The sequence below is a fragment of the Candidatus Vicinibacter proximus genome (genome assembly GCA_016713905.1).
Lineage (GTDB): Bacteria > Bacteroidota > Bacteroidia > Chitinophagales > Saprospiraceae > Vicinibacter > Vicinibacter proximus.
Genome location: JADJOE010000001.1, coordinates 1,422,209 through 1,446,304 on the forward strand (window position 1 = coordinate 1,422,209; position 24,096 = coordinate 1,446,304).

Sequence of the window (24,096 nt, forward strand, 5' to 3'; positions counted from 1 at the left end):
ATAATTGACAAATATCAAGATATATAGCAAAAAACCCATTTACTTTGCACAAAAAAATATGATAAACTTAAAAGAACCTGTAAGTAGTATAATGACAAAGGACTTGATCATTGTAACACCCGAGGATAATTTGTTGAAAGTTAAGAAAATCTTCGAAGAGCATTCCTTTCACCACATTCCTGTGGTAAATTTTAGAGATATAGTGGGTTTGGTCAGTAAATCTGATTTTTTGCTTTATGTTAATTCTGAAGGTTTCGCAAAAGATCTTGAGGTATCTGAAGACCAAAAACTACAATTCACTAAGGTCAAACAAATAATGGTAACAAAATTGGGGAAACTGGAATGTGATGACAGGATTGAAGTGGCAATTGATGTGTTCTTAACCAATTTCCTGCATTGCTTGCCGGTCGTTGAAGGATCTGAGCTGAAAGGTCTCATTACTCCGTTTGATATCCTGCGATATGTTGTTGCTGAAAACAGTAAATAGGAAGTTTTAATTACGGTATTTTTATTACCAATTATAGTATATTCGCAAGGTTGCTATTTCGTAGCCGGTAAATTTTAACATATGTATTATGTATAAAGTGATACTTTGCCCATATGACCAGTCAGAGAATGCAGGACGAGCAGTTGAACATGCAGCCAGATTGGCTGATTTTCACAGCGCGAAACTTATCATTCTGAGTGTTTTTGATGATCCATTCAAGTTTGAAGGAGGGTCTTATTTGCTGAATAATAATGTGTTGGCCATGGATTTAATGTCCAAGATGAAAGTGGAGTTGGAAGCAGATATGGCTAAAGTAGTTTCAGATTTGAAAAGTCTTCATACAAATCTGGATGTTGAACTTTTAAATCTTGATGCCAGCGATATCGGAGAAAGCATTTTGGAAACTGCCAAACAGAGTAATGTTGACTTAATTGTTATGGGATCTCACGGAAGGAAAGGAATCAAGCGATTAGTTATGGGCAGCGTTGCCGAATATGTTTTTAGAAATTCAAGCTGTCCTGTAACTATTGTTAAATAGCACTTTCTTCGTCAAATTACCCAATGGTGCTTGATGCCGTACGTAAAGCGCTGATTCAACCCACACCAATGACACAGTTCATTGTCCCTTCCGCTTCCATATTTTATTTAGATAAATTTCTGTTTCTTTTAAGTTATACTCTAACTAATATATGACTCCTCATGACCTTGAATATCTTTTATGAAGGACTCTGCCTCATTATTCTGTTTTTCAAGGGTCCAATCATCGGTCACAGTAGTTTCAATCCAAACATTACCGGATTTTCTAAAAACCTGCACATGCAATCCAAAAATTTCTCTGAATTTATTTTCAAGTGTTGAGACTTTTGTGCTTGGGAAAATCTCAATCTCTCCCTCGCCATGTACGGACCTGCAGTTTTTAATAAGTGTATTGGGATCTACCATACTCTCTTTGTTGGAGCCTTTAAACTTTTCATGTGGTTTAGTAAAAAATTCAACCTTCAAATAAGGATATCGTTCAGAGAAATTTTTTTGAATTTCTCTTATGGTATGGTTGTCGCTTACATTTATTTTCATGATTAAGACAATTAACATTCAAGATTTGAAAGAATTGGTAAATCTCCGTGAAATGCCATTTCCTTGGCATGCTTTTCTTTAAACAAGGAAGTCCAGAAATTTCGCTTCCGGCTAATAAGATAAATCAAATCACAAGGGTGTACACTCATAAAAGCCCTAACACCTTCAACAAAATTCGGGCTTTGCTCAATGTGATAAGAGGTCTTCTCATAGGTTTCCAATGACGGATCAAGTTGCTCTTTGTGCAAAATATTAGCCATTTCTGGAAATTCTGCAATCTCATCCACAATGGTGACAACTGCTATATTGGAGTCAAATGTTTTAGCAATCCAAAGCAAAGGTTTTAATACACTCTTATCTTTAAACTGCTTATTATCATATGCAAACAAAATATTCATTGGTGTTCTAAAATGAGCGCTTACCGGAACTACCAATGTCGGGATAACACTTTCCGACAAAACTCGTGTGGCGGTGCTGCCAATTAACTTTTCTGTTAAATATCCTTTACCTTGAATGCCCATTACGATCAATCTAACTCCCAACCGCTCTGAAACATCCAATATCTCTGACTCAGGATCTCCATACTTTACTTCAAAACTTAGCTTAACTTTAGTTGTGGGAAAACTTTTTAGGGTCTCCATGTTAAATTCCTCTAAGCTTTTCTCATAGGAACCTTTCATCGACTCTAACTCCTCATTACTTGGAACAAATACATAAGCATCTGCAGAAGCAACAGGAATCTGAAAGACGTAAAGCACATGTACCGCGCAATCTAAAGCCTCGGCTGTTGAAATTGCATATTTCAACGCGTTTCTGGAACTTTCAGAATAATCGACAGGACAAAGTAACATACCCATGAAACTTACATATTTAAGACGCAAGATACCGGTATTGGTTTTATTTAGTTTTGATATCAGTCAGTTAAGTCCATGATATTCATCATAATAAAAGAGAGGTTGGTCTATGTTTTGACGTGGCTATTATGCCAAGTATTTTTTAAGAATAAATATTAATGATATATTTAATATATAAATTGTTTCAAATCATACAGTCGATCTAAATTGCGCTGAATCTATGAAAAGTGAGGGGATAAATATTTGATTCAAATGTACCATCTTTGTAGCCAGAGATGTATCAGATTATTACAGGAACCATTTTAGTCAGCATACTCCATGCCTTGATACCAAGTCATTGGATTCCTTTGATTTCTGTTTCGAAAACATCAAATTGGACTAAAAATGAGACGCTTAAAATTACATTTTTTGTGGGTTTATGCCATGTGCTAAGTTCTATTTTGCTTGGGGTATTAATTGGATTTATTGGCTTCAAATTGAATGTGGAATTCAAAGCAATATTTAAACTTGCAGGGCCAATCCTTTTAATTATTATGGGCATATTTTTTGTTTATCGCCATCACACGCATCATCATTTTCAATTGGATGGTGATTTGATGGAGCCCCCAATCCGCAAAAAGCAATTGATATTATCTTTAATGATGTTTATGCTTTTATCACCATGTATTGAGATAGAAGCTTTCTTTTTTGCGGCGGGTTCCTATGGCATTTATCCCTTGCTAATGGTGGCGCTTATTTATGCTTTATTCACACTTGCCGGAATGTTGATATGGGTAGACATCTCCTGGAGAGGGATGCAGAAATTTAATTTTCATAAGATGGAACACGGTGCCGGTTTGGTCACGGGAAGTATTATTATTATTACCGGAATTGTTAGCTTTTTTTTAAATTAAAATACACTAAACACTCATTTTGTCCCGGTGTTTTAATATACAAGATTCAATTAACTGAAGATTTTGTTTGGTCCATTCAATTGTTTTCCTTAAACCTTCTTCAATCTGAATCTGTGCTTCAAAACCAAGTTTTTCTTTAGCCTTAATCGTACTCCCAAACCTTTTAATTGAGGTATCCCAATCTCTTTTAGGCAAGATCTCAAGGTCTGACTTACTATCGGTTATTTTTATAATTAACTCAGCCAATTCCCGAATTGTCGTCTCCCGGCCACTGGCTAGATTATACACATCACCGGGATGACCTTGGCTTGCACAAGCCATTAGACCATTAGCAATGTCATCCACAAAAATAAAATCCCTGGAGCCACTCCCCGCATTTTCTAATTGCAATGACATTCCTTTAATTGCTTTATAGATAAATGTGGGGGTTACATTTCTCCACACGGTTGCCGGAGTGCCTCTCCATTCACCGGCACCCAGTATTTCTCCGGGACCATATACATTTTGGAAGCGGGCTCTTACAGTAGGTAATTTGTGTTGTTTATGATAATAAACTGCATAAAACTCTCCCACGATTTTGGATATAGAATATGGACTGTCCATCACTAGGGATACATGATCCTCTTCAACTGTTGCTTCTGCAGTGGTCACAGATTTTTCGGCAACTGCACAACCAGCAGCTGAATAAACTACTTTTTTTACATTCGAATCATTTTTAAATTTATCAAAAAGTTTGATCGATGTAATCAAATTATTATCGTGATCTGCAATTGGATCGTATATCGAACTTTGATTGCCATGGTAAGTTGCAAGGTGGAATATGTATTCAGGCCTTTCTTTATAAAGTTGATCCAGAACTGCATCATTTGCAATGGATGAATGTATAATTTCCACCTTGGGAATCCCTTTAATATTGATCTCTTCTGAAGAAAGTAGATTATCTACTACAAATATTTTCTCTGGGCTTTGTAGAGACAGTTTTCGAACCAAGTTACTCCCAACAAAACCTGCGCCTCCTGAAACAACTATTTTCTTACCTTTAAAAAAATCCATATCCATTAATCCATTTTTTTAAGATGGGTAAATGTTTGCTCGATTCCAAAATCTTGGTAATATTGAATCGCATTTGCTACCCCAACTTCCAATAAGGTTTTCGCTTTCCAATTAAAATGAGCCTCAGTTTTTGAAGGGTCAATTAGAATAGTAAAAACATCATCTTCTCCTCTTTCTCGTACTTCAACTTCTTTATCCAGTTTAATATTCAATGCCTTTACAGTCGCATCGAAAAGTTCTTTGATCGAATAGTCCGAACCTGTAGAAATGTGGTAATATCCCTTTTCACCCTGACCTTCCAGAGCTTTTTCCACAACATCCACAAGGTCATCGATGTAGATGAAATCTCTCCTGGTATCCATGACAAAACAAGCTTTTCCAGAAGTGAGTCGCTGAAAAAAAGTTGGTAATGGACCACTGATGTTTCTTGGACCATATGCATTGGCAAGCCGGAAGGATAAAAATTCTATTCCACTTAACTCTATATATTGCTCACCACCTGTCTTACTTATGGCATAGCTACTTCCACCTGGATAATCTCCTGAAAACAACGGATGCTTTAAAGTTATAGGTTGTTCCAGTGGTTTTAAACCATAGCACAGGGAAGTTTGAAAATAAATAAATCTCCTCACACCTGACTTTTTTGCGGCATTTACGACGTGAATTGTACCAAGAATATTTGTATTTACATCTTCGATCCAATTATTTGGATCTTTATATGCTGCTGCAGCATGAACAACCAATTCAGGCTTAAATTCATCAAAACATTTATTTACCAACATCTCATCAGCTATGGTGCCTTCAATGATTGTTAAGTTGGAATGTGGCTTTAGATTATCTCTTCGCCCCGTCTGGTAATTATCAATAACCATAATATGATCTCCTTTCGCCAGTAAACGATCAGCCAAATGGGAACCAACAAATCCGGAACCTCCAGTAATTAATATTTTTCTCATTTTATTTAATTTAACACTTTATGAATAAAATAAACGACTATTTGTTCAATAAATCCTTATCAAAAAATTCCTGATGCCAAATTTCTAGACATAAAAATCCCCAAAGGTTTCTCCCAAATTTGGATTCATTTTCAATTTTTTGAAGGACTTTTTTATTGTCCACAAAATCGCGATTTTGGGCTTTGATAGAATTAAATGTGTCGAAGATAAAATCTTTCACAGGTCCTTTTCGTGACCATTCTACAAGCGGCGTAGGGAATCCCATTTTGTCCTTTCTCTCTAGTATCTCACTTGGAAGGTACTTGGTTACCATTTTCTTAAAAATATGTTTCATATCACCATTCTCAAATTTTATATTGGAAGGGATGGTAGCTGCCAATTCAACTATTGGGTGATCCAGTAAAGGAACTCTGGATTCAAGACCATTTGCCATACTCATACGGTCTTCAACCTGGAGTAACGCAGGTAGTAATGTTTTAAAATCAAAATGAGTCATTTGATCAAAGTAAGACTGTTTTCCTACATTATCTCCATCGAATATTTTTTTGAAAGATTCATATGGGTTGTACGGTCCAAGAAGATCCCACCTGATAGCATCGCCAAGTTGTGGTGCCCTATTGATCAATCTGAAATATCTTTTGTCCCTTTCATCAAATAAACCATCTTTCCAGAATTCAGTCAACATTGGCTTGTAATTCCTGAGAGAAATTAGATTTGGAATGATGGATTCGTAAGTGACAATAAAGTTTCCGGATTTGTCAGTTCCTTCAATGGCCGCTTTGATACATTGTTCGAAATATGCAATAAGGTATCTGGTATACCCACCAAAAATTTCATCCCCTCCCTGACCTCCCAAAACAACTTTTCTATATTTGGATGCAAGGCCAGATACCATATACTGAGGAAAAGACCCTGGACCCGCTACTGGATAATCTAAATGATAAATTACTTTATGAATGGATGCAATAAAATCCTGATCGGTTATATCAATTTCATGGAGCTGGAACCCTTTCTTATTACAGAGTAATCTTGCATAGGAACTTTCATCATAGTCCTTACTGAATGAAAATTTTCCGGTAAAGCCAAGAAAATTCTTCCCTTCTATATCAGAAGCAATAGAAGCAATAGCACTTGAATCCAAACCTCCACTTACATAGGCACCGACCGGAACGTCGGACCTTAAATGAAATTTAACAGAATCCTCTAAAAGTTCTTTAAGCCGTTCTTCAAAGTAATTGGCGGTGTGTAAAAAGTCCGGAACATAATGAACCTCCCAGTATCTTTCGATAATTAAACCTCGATCATTAAGTCTTAGTTTGTGTCCTGGGAGCAATTCACGTATCCCATCAAAGAGTGTTTTTCCCTCCTGACAAAATTGAAAGGCCAGATAATCTTTTAACCCTTCAAGGTCAACTTTTTTATCATCCAGAAAAGGGACAATTGCTTTGCACTCAGATCCAAAATAAAACCTATTTTCATTTTCATGAAAATAAAGTGGTTTGATACCAAATCTGTCTCGTGCGGCAAAAAGTGTTCTGGATTCAGCATCCCAAATAACAAATGCAAACATACCCCTGAAATGATGGACACAATCTTCGCCCCATTTCTGGTATGATGCAATAATTACTTCTGTATCTGATTGGGTACGAAATTCAAAGCCATCAGCCAACCCTTTCTTCAGTTCCAGGTAATTGTATATTTCTCCATTATACGTTATCGTATAACGGCCATCTTGTGCATGCATGGGCTGGTGCCCAGTCTCCGAAGTGTCTATAATGGACAATCTTCTGTGGCACAATCCTACTTTACCATCCTGACTGGTCCAAATACCTTCTCCATCTGGTCCTCTGTGCCTGATCAGTTCGTGCATGGACTTCAGTTCTTGTAGAAAGGAATGGTCCTTTTTAAGAATATTTTTTTGGTAGATCCCAGCTATACCACACATGTATTTGACGATCTGCTTTGTAATACAATAATCGCCGCAAAGATGCTAATATTTGTTCAAATTACACAATTAGTACATGTCTATATGCCTTGATTTTGTGTGCTAACGCACAGAATTATGTCCAAATATTTTAAGCTCAATTTTTTTAAACCATTGTTTTTTATCCCAACCCATCGTCCAAACGATTTGTTTTACCCATTCTGTTAAATGAGCTTTTATATAAGGTTTAGGGGAAATCAAAAATGGATATTTCTGATAAAATCTTAATTTGCTTAATGCATTACGGTTTGTTTGTGTAGAGCCTTTTAGTGCAGCATGCTTTTCAATATTTCCAAAAACAAAATCAATAAATTTAGAATAGGTAAATTTCCCGGATTGTACAAGGTCAATATATGCATTCTCTGCCAATTTTTCACAATAGTCAACATCTGCAATTTTTTCAAGTACCTGGTTCATGTTTGACCAATCTTTATGAATTGGGATGTAGTGCACCCAGGGTTGGAGTATACCATTGTAATGCCCCTCTATCAATACCTGGCATGTTTTACTGACAGCGGCTTCAAAATGTCTTGGGGAAATCGCGAAATAAGGGAATTTACCATCCAGATTTTTAAAGCAGTGTTCTTCGACATATTCAAAACTTAAATTTGATTTTTCAATCATGATTTTTTCACAACAACTTCGAATACTTCCATCTGGATCGTGAAGGCTGGCCCCACCTTCACAGCCTAACATGGTTCGAGTATCTGCAACAAAGGCATACCAAGCTTCACCAAATAGAAAATCTTGAGGGTCATTCGAAAGATTTGTTCTAAAATTGGTTCCTTCACAATATTTGTTGAATGTCTCCGTCAGTCGCCACTTAAATGTGCCAAATAAACCAAGATTATAAGGCATTTTTCTTGCTCTGTATGCAATGTCATATCGTCTTTTATCATGAGGAATAGCATACTGACCATAATCCTTAATCATTTGGTCATCAATGTAACCTGTAAGCACGGTATGGTAATATTCTAACCCGGTTTTCTCTTTTGGGTAAACGGTTTGAAATAAGGTTTCAGGTAAACAAGAAAAAATTTCTTTTACACCAAATTCTTTGAAAAAATTGCATAGACTTATGGTATGTATATATTCATCTTGCACAATTGCAACTTTGTAGGAATCCATATTTTTTAACACACTCCATTGTATAAATTCATCATCAAATTTCTTATTAATGTTAGGTAAAAAAAAAGTAAAATGAAAGATTACCACATCAAATTCACATTCTAATAAAATATTTGGAGCACCATATGCAATATTCCAATATTCAACTTGATGGCTTGTGGTGTACCCGAAAGCCTCAAGATGTCCTGAAATGGCTTTTCGCTGCGCTCTTGGTTTTTTGTGATAGAGGATTAAAATTTTCATTATAGAAAATTTGGATTGTAAGTTCAATTAATAAGTGCAATTTTTTCAAGTAGCACTTGATTAGCAGTTAAATAATTAAATTTTCTTATAGGTCTGTTGTTTAACATTTTTTCAACATAGCGGACCTGTTTATCGGTTACAAATATAAGATTTGTTTTCTTTGGAAAGTATCTCCTGATTACTCCTATTCTATTTTCGACTGTTCCCTTGTCTTGACTTGTATAGGGCCTAGTAAAATACGTAGACACATTAAACAACTTTGCAATTTCATGATGACGACTAAAAGCCAGGTCATTATCAAAAGTTAAGGTCCGTGGCTTGTACATGTTTTTCTTTATGCATGATATAATACCTTTCATAACATTTATACTATCCTTACCAGATAACTTTTTTATTCGAGTATGTAAACTAGCCCTATCTGTTAATACTAATAATGCGGCTTTATGATTTTTGCCCATCATAAGGTCTACTTCTAAGTCACCCAATCGCTTGCGTTTGGATACAATAGATGGCCGTTTTTCTATTGGCGTTCAATTTAGAATAACTCCTCTATTGTCTTTCCTGTTACCTCGTTTGTGTCGTCTCCTGCAGTGTCTAAGACACTTGTATAGGTCTTTATATTGTCTGTTTTCCTTGGTATTTGAGTGATTATATTCCCATGTCCACCGATAAATTCGTTCATGGCTAACCGCAGTTATGTTGTTAAATTTTGCAGCATTACTTATTAGTTCTGGACTCCACTTATCTATTTTGAGCTGATTAGCTACTATTGATTTTTTCTTATAGTTAAATATTATTCGTTTCGGTTTGTTTTGATGTCGCAATATTGTCTTTCTCTGTGCATTGTTAGCTTTGTAAGTGCCTGCAATTTGACCTCTTTGGGCAATATTTCTTTTTAATTCTCGACACACCGTAGATGGATGGACATCAATTTTTTCGGCAATCAATTTTTGCTTCATTCCGGCTTCAAATAAAGCCTCAATCTGGTATCTTTGCTCTAAGCTGAGCTGGTTGTAATTTTTTGACATAGACAATCCAAAGATTGCACTACTTGGTCAAAAGAAAAAAAGCCCTTAAAAGCTTTTTTTCCTTTTTTTTGAAAAATTGCACTTATTTGTTGATCTTAGCATTAGTTATCATCATATAAACTATATTTTTAAAAAAAAGTAAATCCACCTTATAAAATTTTATTTCTATAAATTAAACTATCGAATTTTCCCGTCAATGAAAATACTTTCAGAACTAATTTTACAAAACTCCACATACTAAATTTAATAAATAATAAGGGAGAGGTAAAATATGGAAACCTATGATTGAGTTCTAATAATTTAAATTTTATGTCCAATTTTATCTTGCTATTATTATGAATTTTATCTTTACAGTGATTTATTATTAAATGAACAAACTTCGAGTAAGTATATTTTTTGCTCTCAATAATTTCTTTATAGGCAGATATTGCAATATTTTCACAATAATTGATATCCTTTACTTTGGTTATTACCTCATTAATATTACTCCAATCTTTTTTTAATTCGATATAATGAATGTTAGGCTTTAGGATGTTTGCATACTTGCCTTCAAATAAAATTTGACAATTCATCATGATGCATGCTTCAAAATGACGTGGAGAAAGAGTCGCTAAATTGATATTCCAATCTTTATCTAGAAAACATTCTTTTTTGGCCTCATCAAAGGTTGCATTTGGATTTTTTTCTATAAATAGATCTACATTTTTTCGAATGGTTCCGTCAGGATCATGAAGGCTTGCTCCACTTTCTGTACCCAAAACACACCTGCAATCATTTAAAAAATTTATCCAGTTATTTCCCAATAGTACGTCTTTTGTTTTATTCGATAAATTTAATTTTAAGTCAGTTATAATAGAATTAAATTTATCAGTTATAATCCATTTATAAACACCTAATTCTCCTAACCAGTATGGGTTTTTTCTTGCTCTATAACCGATATCAAATTTTCTTTCTATATGAGGTTTTGTTTTGTTTTTCCATTTTTCAACTTCTAGATCATCACTATAACCCGGTAAGACTGTAATGTAATACTCTACGCCAGATTTTTCCTTTGGGTAAACTTTTTCAAAATCTTCTTCAAAAAGACATGTAAATACTGATTTGATGTTGTGAAGTTTAAAAAATTTGCAGATATAATCTGAATAAATATATTCATCTTGTGGAATTGCAACTTTATATCCATTTAATTTAATCAACTTATTTAAGTTATAATTAAATAAATTTTGTTCAGGATTTGACCATTTTAGAATTAATATGGAATAATGATATATTATCACATCAAAATTCATTTTCTGAACAAAGTTAGGAATTCCCAATGCTACATTTAGATAATATACATTATTTGGCTTACTGTACTTTTTAAAACAATCGATACTCTGGGAAAATGTAAGTCTTTTATTGAAATCCCAATTATTGTATAAAACTAAAATTAACATTTTGTACTTTTGATATCAGTTCCTTCTATCCACTTTCTTAGTAAAAGATCTAATTTATAGTTTGCTTCTATAATATTTGAAAAAGAATTTCGCTTAGAAATAATTCCTAATTCTAAGAATTTTTGAATCATTGGGTATTTATCTATAAAATATTTCCTCAAAAATGATTTTAATTTTAAGGAATTAATTTCAAAATTTATTGTCCAAAAATTTATAAATATAAAATTTAGTATATTATAAATAGAAGAATGGAGTAATGATTTATAAAAGAGATAATAGTTATCTTTTTTGATTTTACGGTTTGGCCATTTAACCTTCTTCAAATCGAAATAAATGGTTTTTAGTAAATTATTAAAGTCTATTGATAAGAGAATGTTATGCATATTTAAAGCAAACATGTAATCGCCAGCCACATGATTTTGCTGACTTGCATACATACCTTTAATTGGAAAAAATGTATTTACATTTTTTAATTTATCTGCATCATTAAAAAAATTGTAGGCAAACTCTGGGTGAATGGCACATTTCATACCATTTGATGATTCACTAATAAAGGCATTTTGAATTGGAAAAGGTATTTCACATCCAATTATGGATCTGTTTAAAATAATTACTCGGGATGTATAGTCTGGTGCATATTTAAGGAAAAACGTACTTTCATTTATTTCTTTTGCAAATAATTCCCTCCTTACGAAACCAAACATGATTTTTCCTCTATAATAATTATTTGGATCTTTTGATCTGTGTTTAAAAAAGTTAAGTAATTCTATTAATTGACTATTAGGATTAAATGTATTTAATTGGAATTCAACATTAGGAAAAATTACATAGCCGGGAGAGTTTACTAGACCTAATATGTTGTTATGAAAGTAGGTTTCCCGCCAATTTATTACATCAAAATTATTGTATAAATTTATTTTATTTGCTACTTCTAAAGCACTTGGAAGCAAAGTTACTTTATCTGTTAATACTGTTAAATAATCTCCTATAGCTAACTTTATTGCAAATGAAAAATTATCCGACATCGATAATTTTCCTCCTGTCCAAAAGTATTTGAATCTCGAATCTTTTTGATATTCTAAATATATTGGTTCAGCCGATTTATTTTCACAGTTGTCAGATATAATTACCTCAAAATTCTCAAAATTTTGAAGTTTTATTGACTGCAGACAATAGTATAAATAATCGGGCCTGTTTTTAGTCGGGTATATGATGCTAAATTTTGGATTCATCTTAATTCAAAATAATTTAATTTACCAGATTATTCCAAATTTCCTGACTGGCATACCCATCACCATATAGTGCTGTTTTGTAATTTATACATGGCTTGGAAAGTATGTCTTTTATATTTCCTAATTCCTCCCAGACCAATGTGTTCCAACCTCCATCGAGGGTCTCAATCCATTCTGTTTCACTGCGGATGGTGATGCATTTTTTCATTAAGATATATGCCTCTTTTTGAATTCCACCACTGTCTGTTATAATGGCAATGGATTGATTCATTGCAGTAAGATTGTCAAAATAAGAAAGTGGGTCTTTAAATTGGATGTTCTTATAAATTTTGTCTGATAAGCCTGTTTTTATCTTTTGTTGCGTCCTTGGATGAACATAGAATTGGATTTGCGTCTCTAATCTGTCAAGAGCCTCTAGTATTGAATTCAATCTTGCTAGGTCATCTGTATTATAGGGTCTGTGTAAAGTTACATAGATAAAGTTGGATTGGCTTTCATTTATAATATTTCGCTCTTTGGCAATCCTGATCATATCACACATTACGTCTCCTGTTTTAAATACGCCCCGCGTAATTCCTTCTTTATTTAGATTTTCAATTGCCGATTCAGTTGGAACAAAAAGGTAATTGGCAACATGGTCCGTTAGCAAGCGATTAATCTCTTCAGGCATATTTCTATTGTAACTTCTTAATCCTGCTTCAATATGCACAACCGGAATATTAAGTTTAGATGCTACTAATGCACCGGCAAGTGTAGAATTGGTATCTCCATAAACTAAAACAAAATCCGGATTCTCTTTAATTACAATTTGTTCAATTTCAATCATCATCCGTCCGGTCATTTCCCCATGATTTCCCCCTCCCGCATTTAACTGGTAATCTGGTTTTTTAATGCCTAACTCATCAAAGAAGATCTGACTCATTTTGTAATCATAATGTTGACCCGTATGTATGGTTACCAGATTTACCAATCCCCTCGATGCTAATTCAATCGGAGCGTGTTTGATAAATTGCGGCCTGGCACCTATAATCGCTATGATTTTTTTCATGTATTTTTTAAATCCTTATATTCCAATAAATTCTGTAAATCAACCTGTCTTGATTTACTATAAATTTTGTAAGACTTCATCAACTGCAAAATTATAAATATTTCCACCACCGCACCAATTTAGACTTTGTAAATCAAAAAACGATCAAAAATTCATTCCAATCGTGGATTTTCTATTTTTGACTGATTTTGAATTTATTTAATATCATATTAAATAAATTTGTAATATCATTAGATGGCTTAAGTACAATAATGCTGGTTGCAAAAATTAAAGTCCACACCAATCCTTTAATAATAATATTTAAAAATGCTGAGCTGTGTAAATGATTCAGCATTTTGACATTAATTAGATTAGAAGTTAAGTAACAGAATATCGTGGTTAATGCGACACTTATTATGGCAATTAAGGTAGATTTATTAAATGGTTGTAGACCAAACTTAATTTTAATGAAAAAATATCGCCCTAAGTTAAACAGTATTAAACTTAATAAACCCGATACTGCAACTCCAAAAATTCCAAAACGACTAATGAAAAAGTAGTTTGAGAATACACAAAAAATAGATATTATCATCAGACTATAAAAGTTAAACAAATAATGTTTTGAGTAAGCAATGATTTCAGAATTACAGCCTGTGATCATATCAATTATTCTCCCAAAACCAAAAAAGATTATAATATAAAATGCTTTGTCATATCCCTGATTTTGTGGTAAAAACTTTATAAAATCATCAAAACAATATATTATACCACCAAATATAAATGCTCCGATTAAAAAGTTATTTAAGGAAGTTTGCTTATAATATTTATCTACTGTATCCCAATCTTTCTGACGGATTGCCCGCGATAAGAGTGGCATGACTACTGCAAGGATAGAGTTGTATGGGACCGACATAATACCAATGATATAATAGCCAATATTAAATATGGCGACATCGTGCTGGCCGTTAATTGCACCTAGCATTAAAGTATCTATGTAACTAACAATTGTTGAAAATGAATTTCCAAGGATCCCAATTAAACCAAATAATAAAATCTTTTTATAAAGTCGCCTGGTTAAATTACTAATGGATAGGCTGACCTTAAATTTATCCAAATAAAATATATAAACCCAAACAAGCCCTGCGGAAATACCAACCAATACTGTAAAGCTTATAAAGTAGGTAGCAAAATCAATTATTTTATACCCATAACAAAGGATCAATATGGTGTTTCCTATCCTTGGAACCAATTCATTTACAGTTCTGGGTATAACAGTTTTTAAGTGAACTGCACAATAATGTCCACCCAGACTCGATAGCAAAGTAAAAAAAGTAGTTGTGTAAATTAAAAATCCAAATTGTTTAAGTGAAGGACATTTGGAGTAAAAGGACCCAAATAATTGTTCTTCAAAAATAAAGCTTATGGAAGAAACAATAATATACCCTGCAAGTGGAATACCCAAAACAAGGAGCAGAAAGTCCTTTGCTTTCTGCTTTTCATATAAGGAAAAAAATCGGTAAATTATATTTGTAGTTCCAAGATCTGCAAATTGAGTGAGTACCAAAGCTAACACAATTATGGTTCGTGTCATTCCAATTTCTTCACCTGTAAAATATTGCGGCATCAATATGATCAGATTAAAATATCCAATCAACATCGATATATAGATAAAAAATGTAGAACGTATGCTTTGTGATCTAATAATTCCCACTTTATTATTTTTACTAGAAGTGGTTAGATTTTCAAATTCATCTTTAAACTAACTGAAATTACTCCGACACAAGAGCAAAAGACTTCTTATACATACTCCAAAGAGAAAATATTAAAAGTAAGATGAGTAAGGAGGAACAACAATAACTGATAATTTCTCCTGTATAAAACGACTTTGGTTTGAATTCTAAAATCAATTCATTTTTTCCAGCCGGTATGTTAACTCCTCTTAGTGCATAATTAACTCTAAAGAGATCAATTTCTTTATCATTAAGTTTAGCGGTCCATCCAAGATCAGGCCCATACCATATTTCAGAAAGTACAGCCAATTGATTTGAATTGGTCTCAAGCTGATACTTAAGTTTATTTGGTTCGTATTCAATTAACTTGATGGTGCCCTGCCCATCACCCGCTTGACTTATTTTATCTTTCCATTCATTATGCAATATTGCAGTTTGTTTTAAATCTCTCTTCATTAAAAGATTAATTTCTTCATCCGCATTGTTAACCCATTCAATATTTTTAACAAACCATGCAGCCCCATTGGATGCAGGATTTGGAAGCACCACTTCTTTTCCTTTTTCACCAAAAATCATGTATTTGGTATTCAACATATTTAATACTTGTAGTTGATTCATGGAAGAAACAAAGTTGCTGTCAGATATATTGCCGTTAAAAGTTTGCAATATTGTCTGCATTTTATTTCTTTCCACGTCTATACATCGGTCAATGAGATCCTGGTACCTTCTAAGTTTTGCTGGGTGGTAACCACCAATAGTATGATGGAAATAGGATGGAAATGAATTATTATAAGTATCTACCGAATTATCCCAAACCCTATACCCAAGGGTTTTATCTGTAAGGATTTGTTTGTCCACTTCACGCGGTTCAAATACCGTGGACTTGATGTTTTGTTTCACAAAATCCCCCTGAGTAATATATCTGCTGTTAATAGAAAATATATCAAATAAAGCTATGATGGAAACAATTGACGTAAAAAGGATATTGCTCATCTTATTTAAAGTATACAAATAGATTACCCCGGATACCAATAGAATTAAAATCATTCCTCTAAGGGCATCGCCTGTCATCATTGCTTCACGAAGTTTTACAATTACCTTTACCTCTTCACCACTTTGGCCTTTGCTGAGATCAAAAAATCCAGGTCCCATCACCCAGAAAAATAGACAAAATAAGGAGAGCACTCCGGCAGTGTAGAAAATTGCTTTTTTTAACTTAGGGGTGTCTATTTTTCCGCTAACAATTTTTCCAATCGTATACACTCCAAAAATAGTGCAGTAAATAGAAGCAATGCTGAGCACAGAACTTGGAGCTCTGAATTTATTATAATATGGAAGATATTCGAAAAGAATTCTGTTGAGTATTTCAAAATTTTTTCCAAGCGATAAAAGACAAAGTAAGGGTAGGCTTATTGCAAACCACCATTTTGTTTTTCCAGGAATAATGAAACATCCCAGAATAAAGAAAAAGACCATTGTAATGCCAAAATAGAACGGACCACCCGTAAATGGCAGTGCTCCCCAATAAGTTGGGACTCTGGTATTCGAATTTACAGGGATTCTTAAATCTTTAAGTTCAGATTTAAGTGCGCCATTATTTATAGCCCGCTCGCCATTGGCCCCACCAGCCACTCCAGGGATAATGCCCGCACATAAATCTATCCAGCCATTACTCCAGTTCATTGCATAATCCCATTCAAGCCCGTTTTTATTACTGGATTCTCCGGACGTATTGGAATTTGAAAGTACAGAACCTCCCCTCATGGTTTGTTTTACATATTCTTGGGTAGTCCACATCATCGTTGCAGATGAACATAAACCCAAAAAGGCAACAAGGCCAAGAAGAAAATTCGCCTTGATAAAATATAACCAGTCTCTTGACTTAATACTCTCTATCAGATATATAATAAATAAAGGTACTGCTCCCAAAATAATATAATAACTCATCTGCACATGATTATTCATAACCTGAAGCGCAAAGCCAAATCCAAAAACTGTCAACCCCAATAGCAGTTTCTTATGGTAAGCAAGCCAAATACCAGCAAGTGAAAGCCCTGCATAAGCAATTACGAGCAATTTTGTCATGTGTCCTGCCTCAAGCAGCAACAAATTCCCTGTTGAGAAAGCTACTAATACGCCACCTAATCCAGCTATATAAAGAGGTATCCCAAAAAGCAAGAGTGCCAGGTAAGTAAATAACATAATTCCAAAAAATGTATTAACCGGTGATTTTGCCAAGCTATAGGGAATGTTTTGTACATATCTCAATAAATTTCCCTGCATGGGCATGGCGGTTTGATACATGGGCATACCACCAAACATACTGTTTGACCACAATGCAACATCATCATGGGTTTTATTATATTCAATGCCTTCATGTGCCATAGCCTCCCAAGACTGAATGTCGCCTTGCTGTAATACCTTTCCTTTCAAGGCTGGTAGAAAATATAATGCACACACTATCCAAAATCCAATAATCATTAGAAAATGGGGAATTACTTTTTTAATATCAAAATTATTCATATATAAATATGTATTATATGTATAGACAAAAGTACAAAGCTTTTTAAATTATAGCCAATTAATTTTCAATCGTTTAGAGAAAAAAAAAGCCCGGCCATATGGCCGGGCTCAAATTTAATATTTCGTTTTTATCATTTAACAACTACAAACTTTTTGGTTTTAGTACCCTCATCAGTCGAAACTCTGATAAAATACTCCCCGGAATCCAAACCGTCCACAGGAATCTGAATATTTTTAAAAGTTACGTTTTTGTATGGAAGAAAATTTAATACCCTACCATTTAAATCGAATAATGTTAGATTGGCATTGGTTTCTTTTTCAAAATTCAATTCAAGTTTCAATTGCCCATTTTGAATTGGATTCGGGTAAACTTGAATTACATTATCACCTAAAGAAGTTTCATCATTTTTTGTAAGAATGGTAATATTTAATCTTAATACTGGCGATTCATTTCCAGGCCAGGATTCATACCATACTCCAATATTGTCAATTACCGGGGAATTAAACGGATGACCACTATAGTTTTTTTCAAGGCTCGAAGCATGATATCTCCATGTGTTAGGATCAGAACTAGGTTCATCTGGATGTTGAGCTACAAGAAAATATCTCTTGTTGGGTTTTAATACAACTTGCCCACCGGTCAAAACATCTGTCAAAGGTTGATTAAGCAATGAATATGAAGGTTGTGTGCCTCCTTTAAAGATTTCTTCAGATACAAGTTCTGTAGAAATACCACTCACACCACCCATTTTTTCAAAATTTGAAAAATCTGCATTTACTTCATCCTTCACGGCTAGAAGAAAAATCTGCATATTATAATTGTTTAATGTAGCTAATCTATCATAAGCTACTGCAAAATCAGCAGAGGTTGCAGCGAATTTATCAAAGCCATTCCAACAATCTGAGGTGTTATATAGTGTAGCGACTGAATAGCTAATTCCTCCATTCGCTCTAATTCCACCCCGCGGTCTAGGCTCTCTTGCATATTGACTTACAGTCACTTCAAAAGAATCAATTTTGGAATTATCAACAGCATTGTATTCTGTTCCTTGTCCCCCTGTAAACGACCATCTGATAAAGTATTTTCCATAATCAAGTGAGCTTGGTACAAAATAATTAGGGGTTGAAACGGAAATGTTATCATCTGTTAGTGCTAGGTTTGCCACCAATGAACTGTCCTGAAACAAAACTGTTTGTCGATCCGCTCCAAAGAGGGTCACTTTAAATTTTAAATCACGCTGAACCATACCTCCTAAATTACTCACCCGCGCACTAAATTTGAATGTGTCATTGCAAATTTGAGACTTTGGTTGAGCGTAGGTTGATGGACTATAATAAACACTATTGATAGCAAGATCCAAATCGGGTAAGCTTACTAATGTAACATCATCTACTATCCAGAAATAGTAATCGCCATCAAAAACAAATCTAAATTGAACATCTTTCTTACCAACGGCGACACTTGAGATATCAATCACCTGCCGGTTACTTCTGGAAGTGCCAGTTCCTTCAAGAATATTTTGATTTATTGGAAATATAGTCCAAGTTTTTCCGCTGTCGTTGCTGACCTCCAAAAAACATTCCGCCGCATAATTTTGAAAGTATTGGTAAAAAGAGACAGCAACAGAAGAGGTGAAGCCTGAGCAATCTATCAATGGACTTACAAGTGCTCCACTATGAGGAGATGGAGCACTTCCCTGACCTTCATTATTCTCTATTCCTCCGTTATCTAGGAAATCTGAGTCAAAAATCATGGCACCATCTGCTTTGCTGGGAGAAAGGATACTTCCGGCCTCGTTTGAATAAGCTCCCTTTGAAGTACCATTAGCGGCATAAGTCCAAACTGCGTTCTGGATCGAATCGGCTTTTGATGAACTTAAACCAACAGTACTCCAATTCCCAATACCATTTGAAAAAGTGGAATTTGGATCATTTGGACCTCCCCACAGAATAGTTTGTGCTTCACTGGTTTGAAAAATTAAAACCATGAAGGCAAATGTTTGTAATAATTTAATACTCATTTTATAATTGATTGATGTTTAGCAAATAATGGCTAAAGATATGGAATAATTTCGAATTCAAGATCTTTGAATATATGTTGTGTGTAGCTGGAATAATTTTACAAATATAAGATTATCAGCGCTTTGCAGTATTTCCGTTTTCCTTATTTATAAAAAATGTTTTACTTTAAGTAATAATTTTGTTCCAGATAACTGATTATCTTTTCTGTTGGACCTTTTTGGTCATCGAGAAATTTTGTGATTGCTTGTTTTTTTTCATTATGCCAGTTGGGGATATTGGAACTTATAGCCAGGTTTACTAAATCTTCCGGTCTTCGGATTTCAAATCCAAACTTATTTTCCATAAATATTTGAGCCTCCCTAAATTTTTTATGATGAGGGCCAAAACAAACGGGTACGCCAAAAGCAATTGGCTCCAGAATATTGTGAATTCCCTTTCCAAACCCCCCACCAACAAACGCAAGGCTTGCTTTACTATATAAGTTTGCTAAAAGTCCAATGCAATCAATTACTAAAAATCTAGATTCCCGGTCATAAGCTCCAATTCCCTTTGAGTATAAATTGACTTTATCTTCTAATATGGTTTCACATTCTAAAATGTAATTTTCATCCACATTATGAGGAGCAATTATTATCTTCCATTCACCAATACCTGGCAATTGTATAGCTCTTTTCAAGATTTCCAGATCCTGTTTCCAACTGCTCCCAACAACTAATATTGGACTCTTTCCACAAAATTCATCAATGTATTCATTTTCGAAAACTTCTTTTCCAAGATTAATAATACGATCAATTCGTCCATCCCCGGCCAATAAGACATTATCAAATCGTTTTAGCCTTAAAAATTCAAAGCTATTGTGATCTTGCACAGAAATTAAACAAGCTTTTCGTAAAATATCCAGAAAACCACCAGCCCAGGATTTCCTTAGGTAACTGTTTTGATGTAAGCTCACAGACACAAATGCAAATGGAATAGACCGTCTAGTAAGCTCACTAAGGGTATGGTACCAGAAATCATATTTGATAAAAATTACAAGCGATGGATTAATTTTATCAATGAATTTTTTTACATCATTTAAGTTGTCTGATGGAAAATAACTGACTACATCTGCCTGGGGGTATTTTTTTCTAACATCGTAACCAGACGGTGAAAAAAAGCTAAGCCAAATGAGTTTATCAGGATATTTAAATCTTAAAGTATCAATTAATGACCTACCTTGTTCGAATTCTCCTAAAGAAGAACAGTGTATCCATATATGTGAATGGTTTTCAGGATTTTGGGCAGCAAGCCAACCATCAAAATTTTTGCGTCCGTCAACCCAATTTTTGGCATCTGCCCTGAACCAGGCAGCTACTCTGATCAGACTGAAATAACTCGAAATTAGTACCCTGTAAATAATCCACATCAATATTCAATTAAAGCAGAATCATCTTTAATAAAAAATGGGAGATACCATCCAAATTTAAAATTCAGAATTAAATCTTTTCTTCCAATTCCTAAAGTGGAATTTTGCAAATCGTAATTATAACTTCTTCTGATCTCTGTAAATCCAAGGATAGGTTCGAAACCAGTATAAAAGTTAACCCTCCCACTATGACTTCTGAATTCATAACCAAGGAATCCAAGGATGCTAAATCCATTGGTTAAACGATCAAGTCCTTTCCGGAAGTCGGTATTCAATTGCGTGGCCGATCTTGCATCATCCTGTATTCGAATCCTGTGTTGTAAAAACCCTAAACCCAACTTCCAACTTAATCCATGGGTTGCTACATCTTGTCGCCCCATGGTCCAGATTTTACCAGTGTAAACATGAACCCACATGGCTCTTTCTTTTAGTTGTACATTATTCAACAATCCATCCTCACCAATTATCTGTCCAAGGTCAGTGGTACGGTATGGTCCCAATACGTCTTCATGCACTGTGTTTCCAAATCCAAACGAATATTTTACGCCTAGTGACATACTCTTCCCTTGTGGGGGCTCATAACTCAAACCTCCACCAATAATTTGATGGAATCCAAATCGTTCCTTAAGTTGTCCGGTTGGTAAGCCTGCACCTAGATTTAGGTCAATGAAAATTCCTTTTTTGTCAAAAGCTAAATCTTGACTTTGCCCATTTTGGAAAGAATAAAAAAAGGAACTCATTATGAGGGTAAGTATAGTATGGTAATTTCTGATCATTTTCTCGACTATTAAACCGGCAAGATACTATTTTATACCCACCGTATAAGACATTAACGATTCCAAATCCATTTTATTAAACAATTTTACATATAAAAAAGAAATATATAAAATATATTGAAAATTAATAATTAATAATTATAATATAAGTTTAATATAATTAATTATATATATATTCTATTCTGATTATCAATAATTACATATTAAATATTAAATTTGCCTTTAATATGTATAAAGGTAGAGTTTTAATTACTGGAGCTGCAGGATTTATTGGATCTCATTTATGCGACAGGTTTGTAGCAGATGGCTATCAAGTAATAGGCATGGATAATCTGATCACCGGTAATCTTGCAAACATTGATCATCTATTTAAACTAAAAGAGTTTGAATTTTATCATCATGATGTAAGCCGTTTTGTTTTTGTGCCTGGACCTCTTGATTATATTCTTCATTTTGCCTCTCCGGCTTCCCCAATTGATTATCTGAAAATGCCAATCCAAACTTTAAAGGTCGGTTCACTGGGTACTCATAATTTATTGGGATTGGCTAAAGAGAAAAAGGCAAGAATATTGATCGCTTCTACCTCGGAAGTTTACGGGGACCCATTGGAACATCCCCAAAGTGAAAGTTACTGGGGTAATGTAAATCCAATTGGACCAAGAGGAGTATATGATGAGGCAAAGCGATTTCAGGAGGCAATAACTATGGCATATCACAGGTATCATAATTTGGAAACTCGAATCGTTAGAATTTTCAATACTTATGGTCCAAGAATGAGAAAAGAAGACGGACGGGTGCTCCCTGCATTTTTTTCTCAAGCCATTAGAGGAGAGCAGCTTTCAGTTTTTGGAGATGGGTCGCAGACCAGGTCATTCTGCTATGTGGATGACCTCGTGGAGGGAATCGTTCGTTTGTTGAAAAGTAATTATTCCTTGCCGGTTAATATAGGTAATCCTCAAGAAATAACTGTGCTTGAATTTGCAAAAGAAATTATGGCTTTAGTCAATAATCCAAAAGCTAAGATAGCGTACTATGAGCTTCCAGTGGACGATCCAAAACAAAGGCAACCCGACATCAGTCTTGCAAAACAATTGTTGAAATGGGAACCTCAATTCAACCGTAAAGAAGGACTTCAATTAACTTACGAATATTTTAAAAAGATTGTTCCTTTGAATATGTGATGGATATGACCAAAAAGAATATTTTGATTACAGGTGGAGCCGGATTTATTGGTTCGCATTTAGTTAGGTTAATGACAACCAAATATCCTCATTATAAAATTATTAATCTGGATGCACTTACATATGCCGGAAATCTTACCAATCTAAAAGATATAGCAAAAGCCAATAATTATAAATTTATTAAAGGCGATATCAATGATCTTCCATTTTTACAAGAATTATTCAAAATGGAGAATATTTCCGATGTAATTCATTTGGCTGCAGAATCACATGTGGATAGGTCGATTGAAAATCCTGCATCCTTTGTAATGACCAATGTTATAGGTACAACAAATCTATTAATTACCGCTAAAGAACATTGGCACGACAATTTTTCAAGTCATTTATTTTATCATGTTTCCACGGATGAGGTATACGGCTCTTTGGGAGAACAAGGTTATTTTACGGAATTAACGCCTTATGACCCTCGCTCACCATACTCTGCCTCCAAAGCTTCTTCGGATCACTTAGTGCGGGCTTTTAACCACACCTACGGATTGCAAACGATCATTTCAAATTGCTCCAACAATTATGGCCCCAATCAATTTCCGGAAAAACTGATCCCCCTGATGATCAATAATATTATACACAATATCCCACTACCAGTTTATGGAAAAGGGGAAAATGTAAGGGACTGGCTTTGGGTGAAAGACCACATTTCGGCAATTGATCGAATCTTTCACTGTGGTAAAACCGGGAATACATATAACATCGGCGGGAATTCTGAAATGAAAAATATCGATTTGATTTATATTTTATGCGATATTCTAGATAACAAACTCAACAGGCCAATTGGAACCTCAAAAGCGTTAGTACAATTTGTCCCAGACAGGCCAGGACACGATAAGAGATATGCAATCGATGCCACAAAACTTAAGGAAGAACTACAATGGACTCCAACCATGAATATTCATGAAGGTCTGGAACATACAGTGAATTGGTATTTGGCCAATGGAGAATGGCTCAATGAAATAACATCAGGAGAATATAAAAACTATTACCAAAGACATTATTCAAAATAATCT

21 protein-coding genes are annotated in these 24,096 nt (G+C 34.3%); 5 read left to right on the forward strand and 16 right to left on the reverse strand.

All coding sequences use genetic code 11. From position 1 onward, the window contains the following. Positions 1-58: 58 nt before the first annotated feature. A complete protein-coding gene (locus IPJ83_05520; GenBank protein MBK7880001.1) occupies positions 59-487 on the forward strand; it encodes a CBS domain-containing protein in 429 nt (142 codons plus the stop codon). Positions 488-575: 88 nt separating this feature from the next. Beyond that, positions 576-1,025, forward strand: coding sequence for a universal stress protein (locus IPJ83_05525; protein MBK7880002.1), 450 nt, complete (start codon positions 576-578; stop codon positions 1,023-1,025). A gap of 140 nt (positions 1,026-1,165) precedes the next feature. Here the strand turns inward: IPJ83_05525 and IPJ83_05530 are convergent, their stop codons facing one another. Beyond that, positions 1,166-1,561 (reverse strand): hypothetical protein, encoded by a 396-nt coding sequence (locus tag IPJ83_05530; protein ID MBK7880003.1) that lies wholly within the window; start codon positions 1,559-1,561, stop codon positions 1,166-1,168. 11 nt (positions 1,562-1,572) lie between these two features. Next, positions 1,573-2,418 carry a universal stress protein gene (locus tag IPJ83_05535; protein MBK7880004.1) on the reverse strand — a complete coding sequence of 282 codons (846 nt, stop codon included), beginning with the start codon at positions 2,416-2,418 and terminating at the stop codon, positions 1,573-1,575. A gap of 272 nt (positions 2,419-2,690) precedes the next feature. Here IPJ83_05535 and IPJ83_05540 point away from each other — a divergent pair, with 272 nt between their 5' ends. Next, on the forward strand, positions 2,691-3,308 hold the full coding sequence (locus IPJ83_05540; protein ID MBK7880005.1) for a hypothetical protein: 618 nt from the start codon (positions 2,691-2,693) through the stop codon (positions 3,306-3,308). A gap of 6 nt (positions 3,309-3,314) precedes the next feature. Here the strand turns inward: IPJ83_05540 and IPJ83_05545 are convergent, their stop codons facing one another. The 14 genes from IPJ83_05545 to IPJ83_05610 form a co-directional block, all read right to left on the reverse strand. Then, positions 3,315-4,361 (reverse strand): NAD-dependent epimerase/dehydratase family protein, encoded by a 1,047-nt coding sequence (locus tag IPJ83_05545; GenBank protein MBK7880006.1) that lies wholly within the window; start codon positions 4,359-4,361, stop codon positions 3,315-3,317. A 5-nt stretch (positions 4,362-4,366) separates the two neighbouring features. After that, positions 4,367-5,317 (reverse strand): NAD-dependent epimerase/dehydratase family protein, encoded by a 951-nt coding sequence (locus IPJ83_05550; GenBank protein MBK7880007.1) that lies wholly within the window; start codon positions 5,315-5,317, stop codon positions 4,367-4,369. A 37-nt stretch (positions 5,318-5,354) separates the two neighbouring features. Then, positions 5,355-7,262 (reverse strand): asparagine synthase (glutamine-hydrolyzing), encoded by a 1,908-nt coding sequence (gene asnB / locus IPJ83_05555; protein ID MBK7880008.1) that lies wholly within the window; start codon positions 7,260-7,262, stop codon positions 5,355-5,357. A gap of 102 nt (positions 7,263-7,364) precedes the next feature. Further along, a complete protein-coding gene (locus IPJ83_05560; protein ID MBK7880009.1) occupies positions 7,365-8,672 on the reverse strand; it encodes a hypothetical protein in 1,308 nt (435 codons plus the stop codon). 23 nt (positions 8,673-8,695) lie between these two features. Then, positions 8,696-9,157, reverse strand: coding sequence for an IS30 family transposase (locus IPJ83_05565; protein ID MBK7880010.1), 462 nt, complete (start codon positions 9,155-9,157; stop codon positions 8,696-8,698). 45 nt (positions 9,158-9,202) lie between these two features. After that, a complete protein-coding gene (locus tag IPJ83_05570) occupies positions 9,203-9,700 on the reverse strand; it encodes an IS30 family transposase (protein ID MBK7880011.1) in 498 nt (165 codons plus the stop codon). A gap of 149 nt (positions 9,701-9,849) precedes the next feature. Further along, positions 9,850-11,136 carry a hypothetical protein gene (locus IPJ83_05575; GenBank protein ID MBK7880012.1) on the reverse strand — a complete coding sequence of 429 codons (1,287 nt, stop codon included), beginning with the start codon at positions 11,134-11,136 and terminating at the stop codon, positions 9,850-9,852. Further along, on the reverse strand, positions 11,130-12,368 hold the full coding sequence (locus IPJ83_05580) for a glycosyltransferase family 2 protein (protein ID MBK7880013.1): 1,239 nt from the start codon (positions 12,366-12,368) through the stop codon (positions 11,130-11,132). The genes IPJ83_05575 and IPJ83_05580 overlap by 7 nt, the downstream gene beginning before the upstream one ends. Before the next feature lie 16 nt (positions 12,369-12,384). Further along, the gene (gene wecB, locus IPJ83_05585) at positions 12,385-13,416 is read right to left on the reverse strand and encodes a UDP-N-acetylglucosamine 2-epimerase (non-hydrolyzing) (protein ID MBK7880014.1); all 1,032 of its coding nucleotides are present in this window, start codon (positions 13,414-13,416) and stop codon (positions 12,385-12,387) included. A gap of 172 nt (positions 13,417-13,588) precedes the next feature. Next, complete coding sequence (locus tag IPJ83_05590) at positions 13,589-15,106, reverse strand: polysaccharide biosynthesis C-terminal domain-containing protein (GenBank protein ID MBK7880015.1); 1,518 nt, start codon at positions 15,104-15,106, stop codon at positions 13,589-13,591. Positions 15,107-15,164: 58 nt separating this feature from the next. After that, complete coding sequence (locus IPJ83_05595; GenBank protein MBK7880016.1) at positions 15,165-17,648, reverse strand: YfhO family protein; 2,484 nt, start codon at positions 17,646-17,648, stop codon at positions 15,165-15,167. Between the two features lie 131 nt (positions 17,649-17,779). After that, on the reverse strand, positions 17,780-19,669 hold the full coding sequence (locus IPJ83_05600) for a T9SS type A sorting domain-containing protein (protein ID MBK7880017.1): 1,890 nt from the start codon (positions 19,667-19,669) through the stop codon (positions 17,780-17,782). 161 nt (positions 19,670-19,830) lie between these two features. After that, positions 19,831-21,075, reverse strand: coding sequence for a hypothetical protein (locus IPJ83_05605; GenBank protein ID MBK7880018.1), 1,245 nt, complete (start codon positions 21,073-21,075; stop codon positions 19,831-19,833). Further along, positions 21,075-21,851 (reverse strand): hypothetical protein, encoded by a 777-nt coding sequence (locus IPJ83_05610; protein ID MBK7880019.1) that lies wholly within the window; start codon positions 21,849-21,851, stop codon positions 21,075-21,077. Before IPJ83_05610 ends, IPJ83_05605 begins: the two co-directional genes overlap by 1 nt. Before the next feature lie 227 nt (positions 21,852-22,078). Between IPJ83_05610 and IPJ83_05615 the strand changes: the two genes are divergently transcribed. Next, a complete protein-coding gene (locus IPJ83_05615) occupies positions 22,079-23,032 on the forward strand; it encodes an SDR family oxidoreductase (protein MBK7880020.1) in 954 nt (317 codons plus the stop codon). A gap of 5 nt (positions 23,033-23,037) precedes the next feature. Beyond that, positions 23,038-24,093 carry a dTDP-glucose 4,6-dehydratase gene (rfbB, locus tag IPJ83_05620; GenBank protein ID MBK7880021.1) on the forward strand — a complete coding sequence of 352 codons (1,056 nt, stop codon included), beginning with the start codon at positions 23,038-23,040 and terminating at the stop codon, positions 24,091-24,093. The last annotated feature ends 3 nt before the right edge of the window (positions 24,094-24,096 follow it).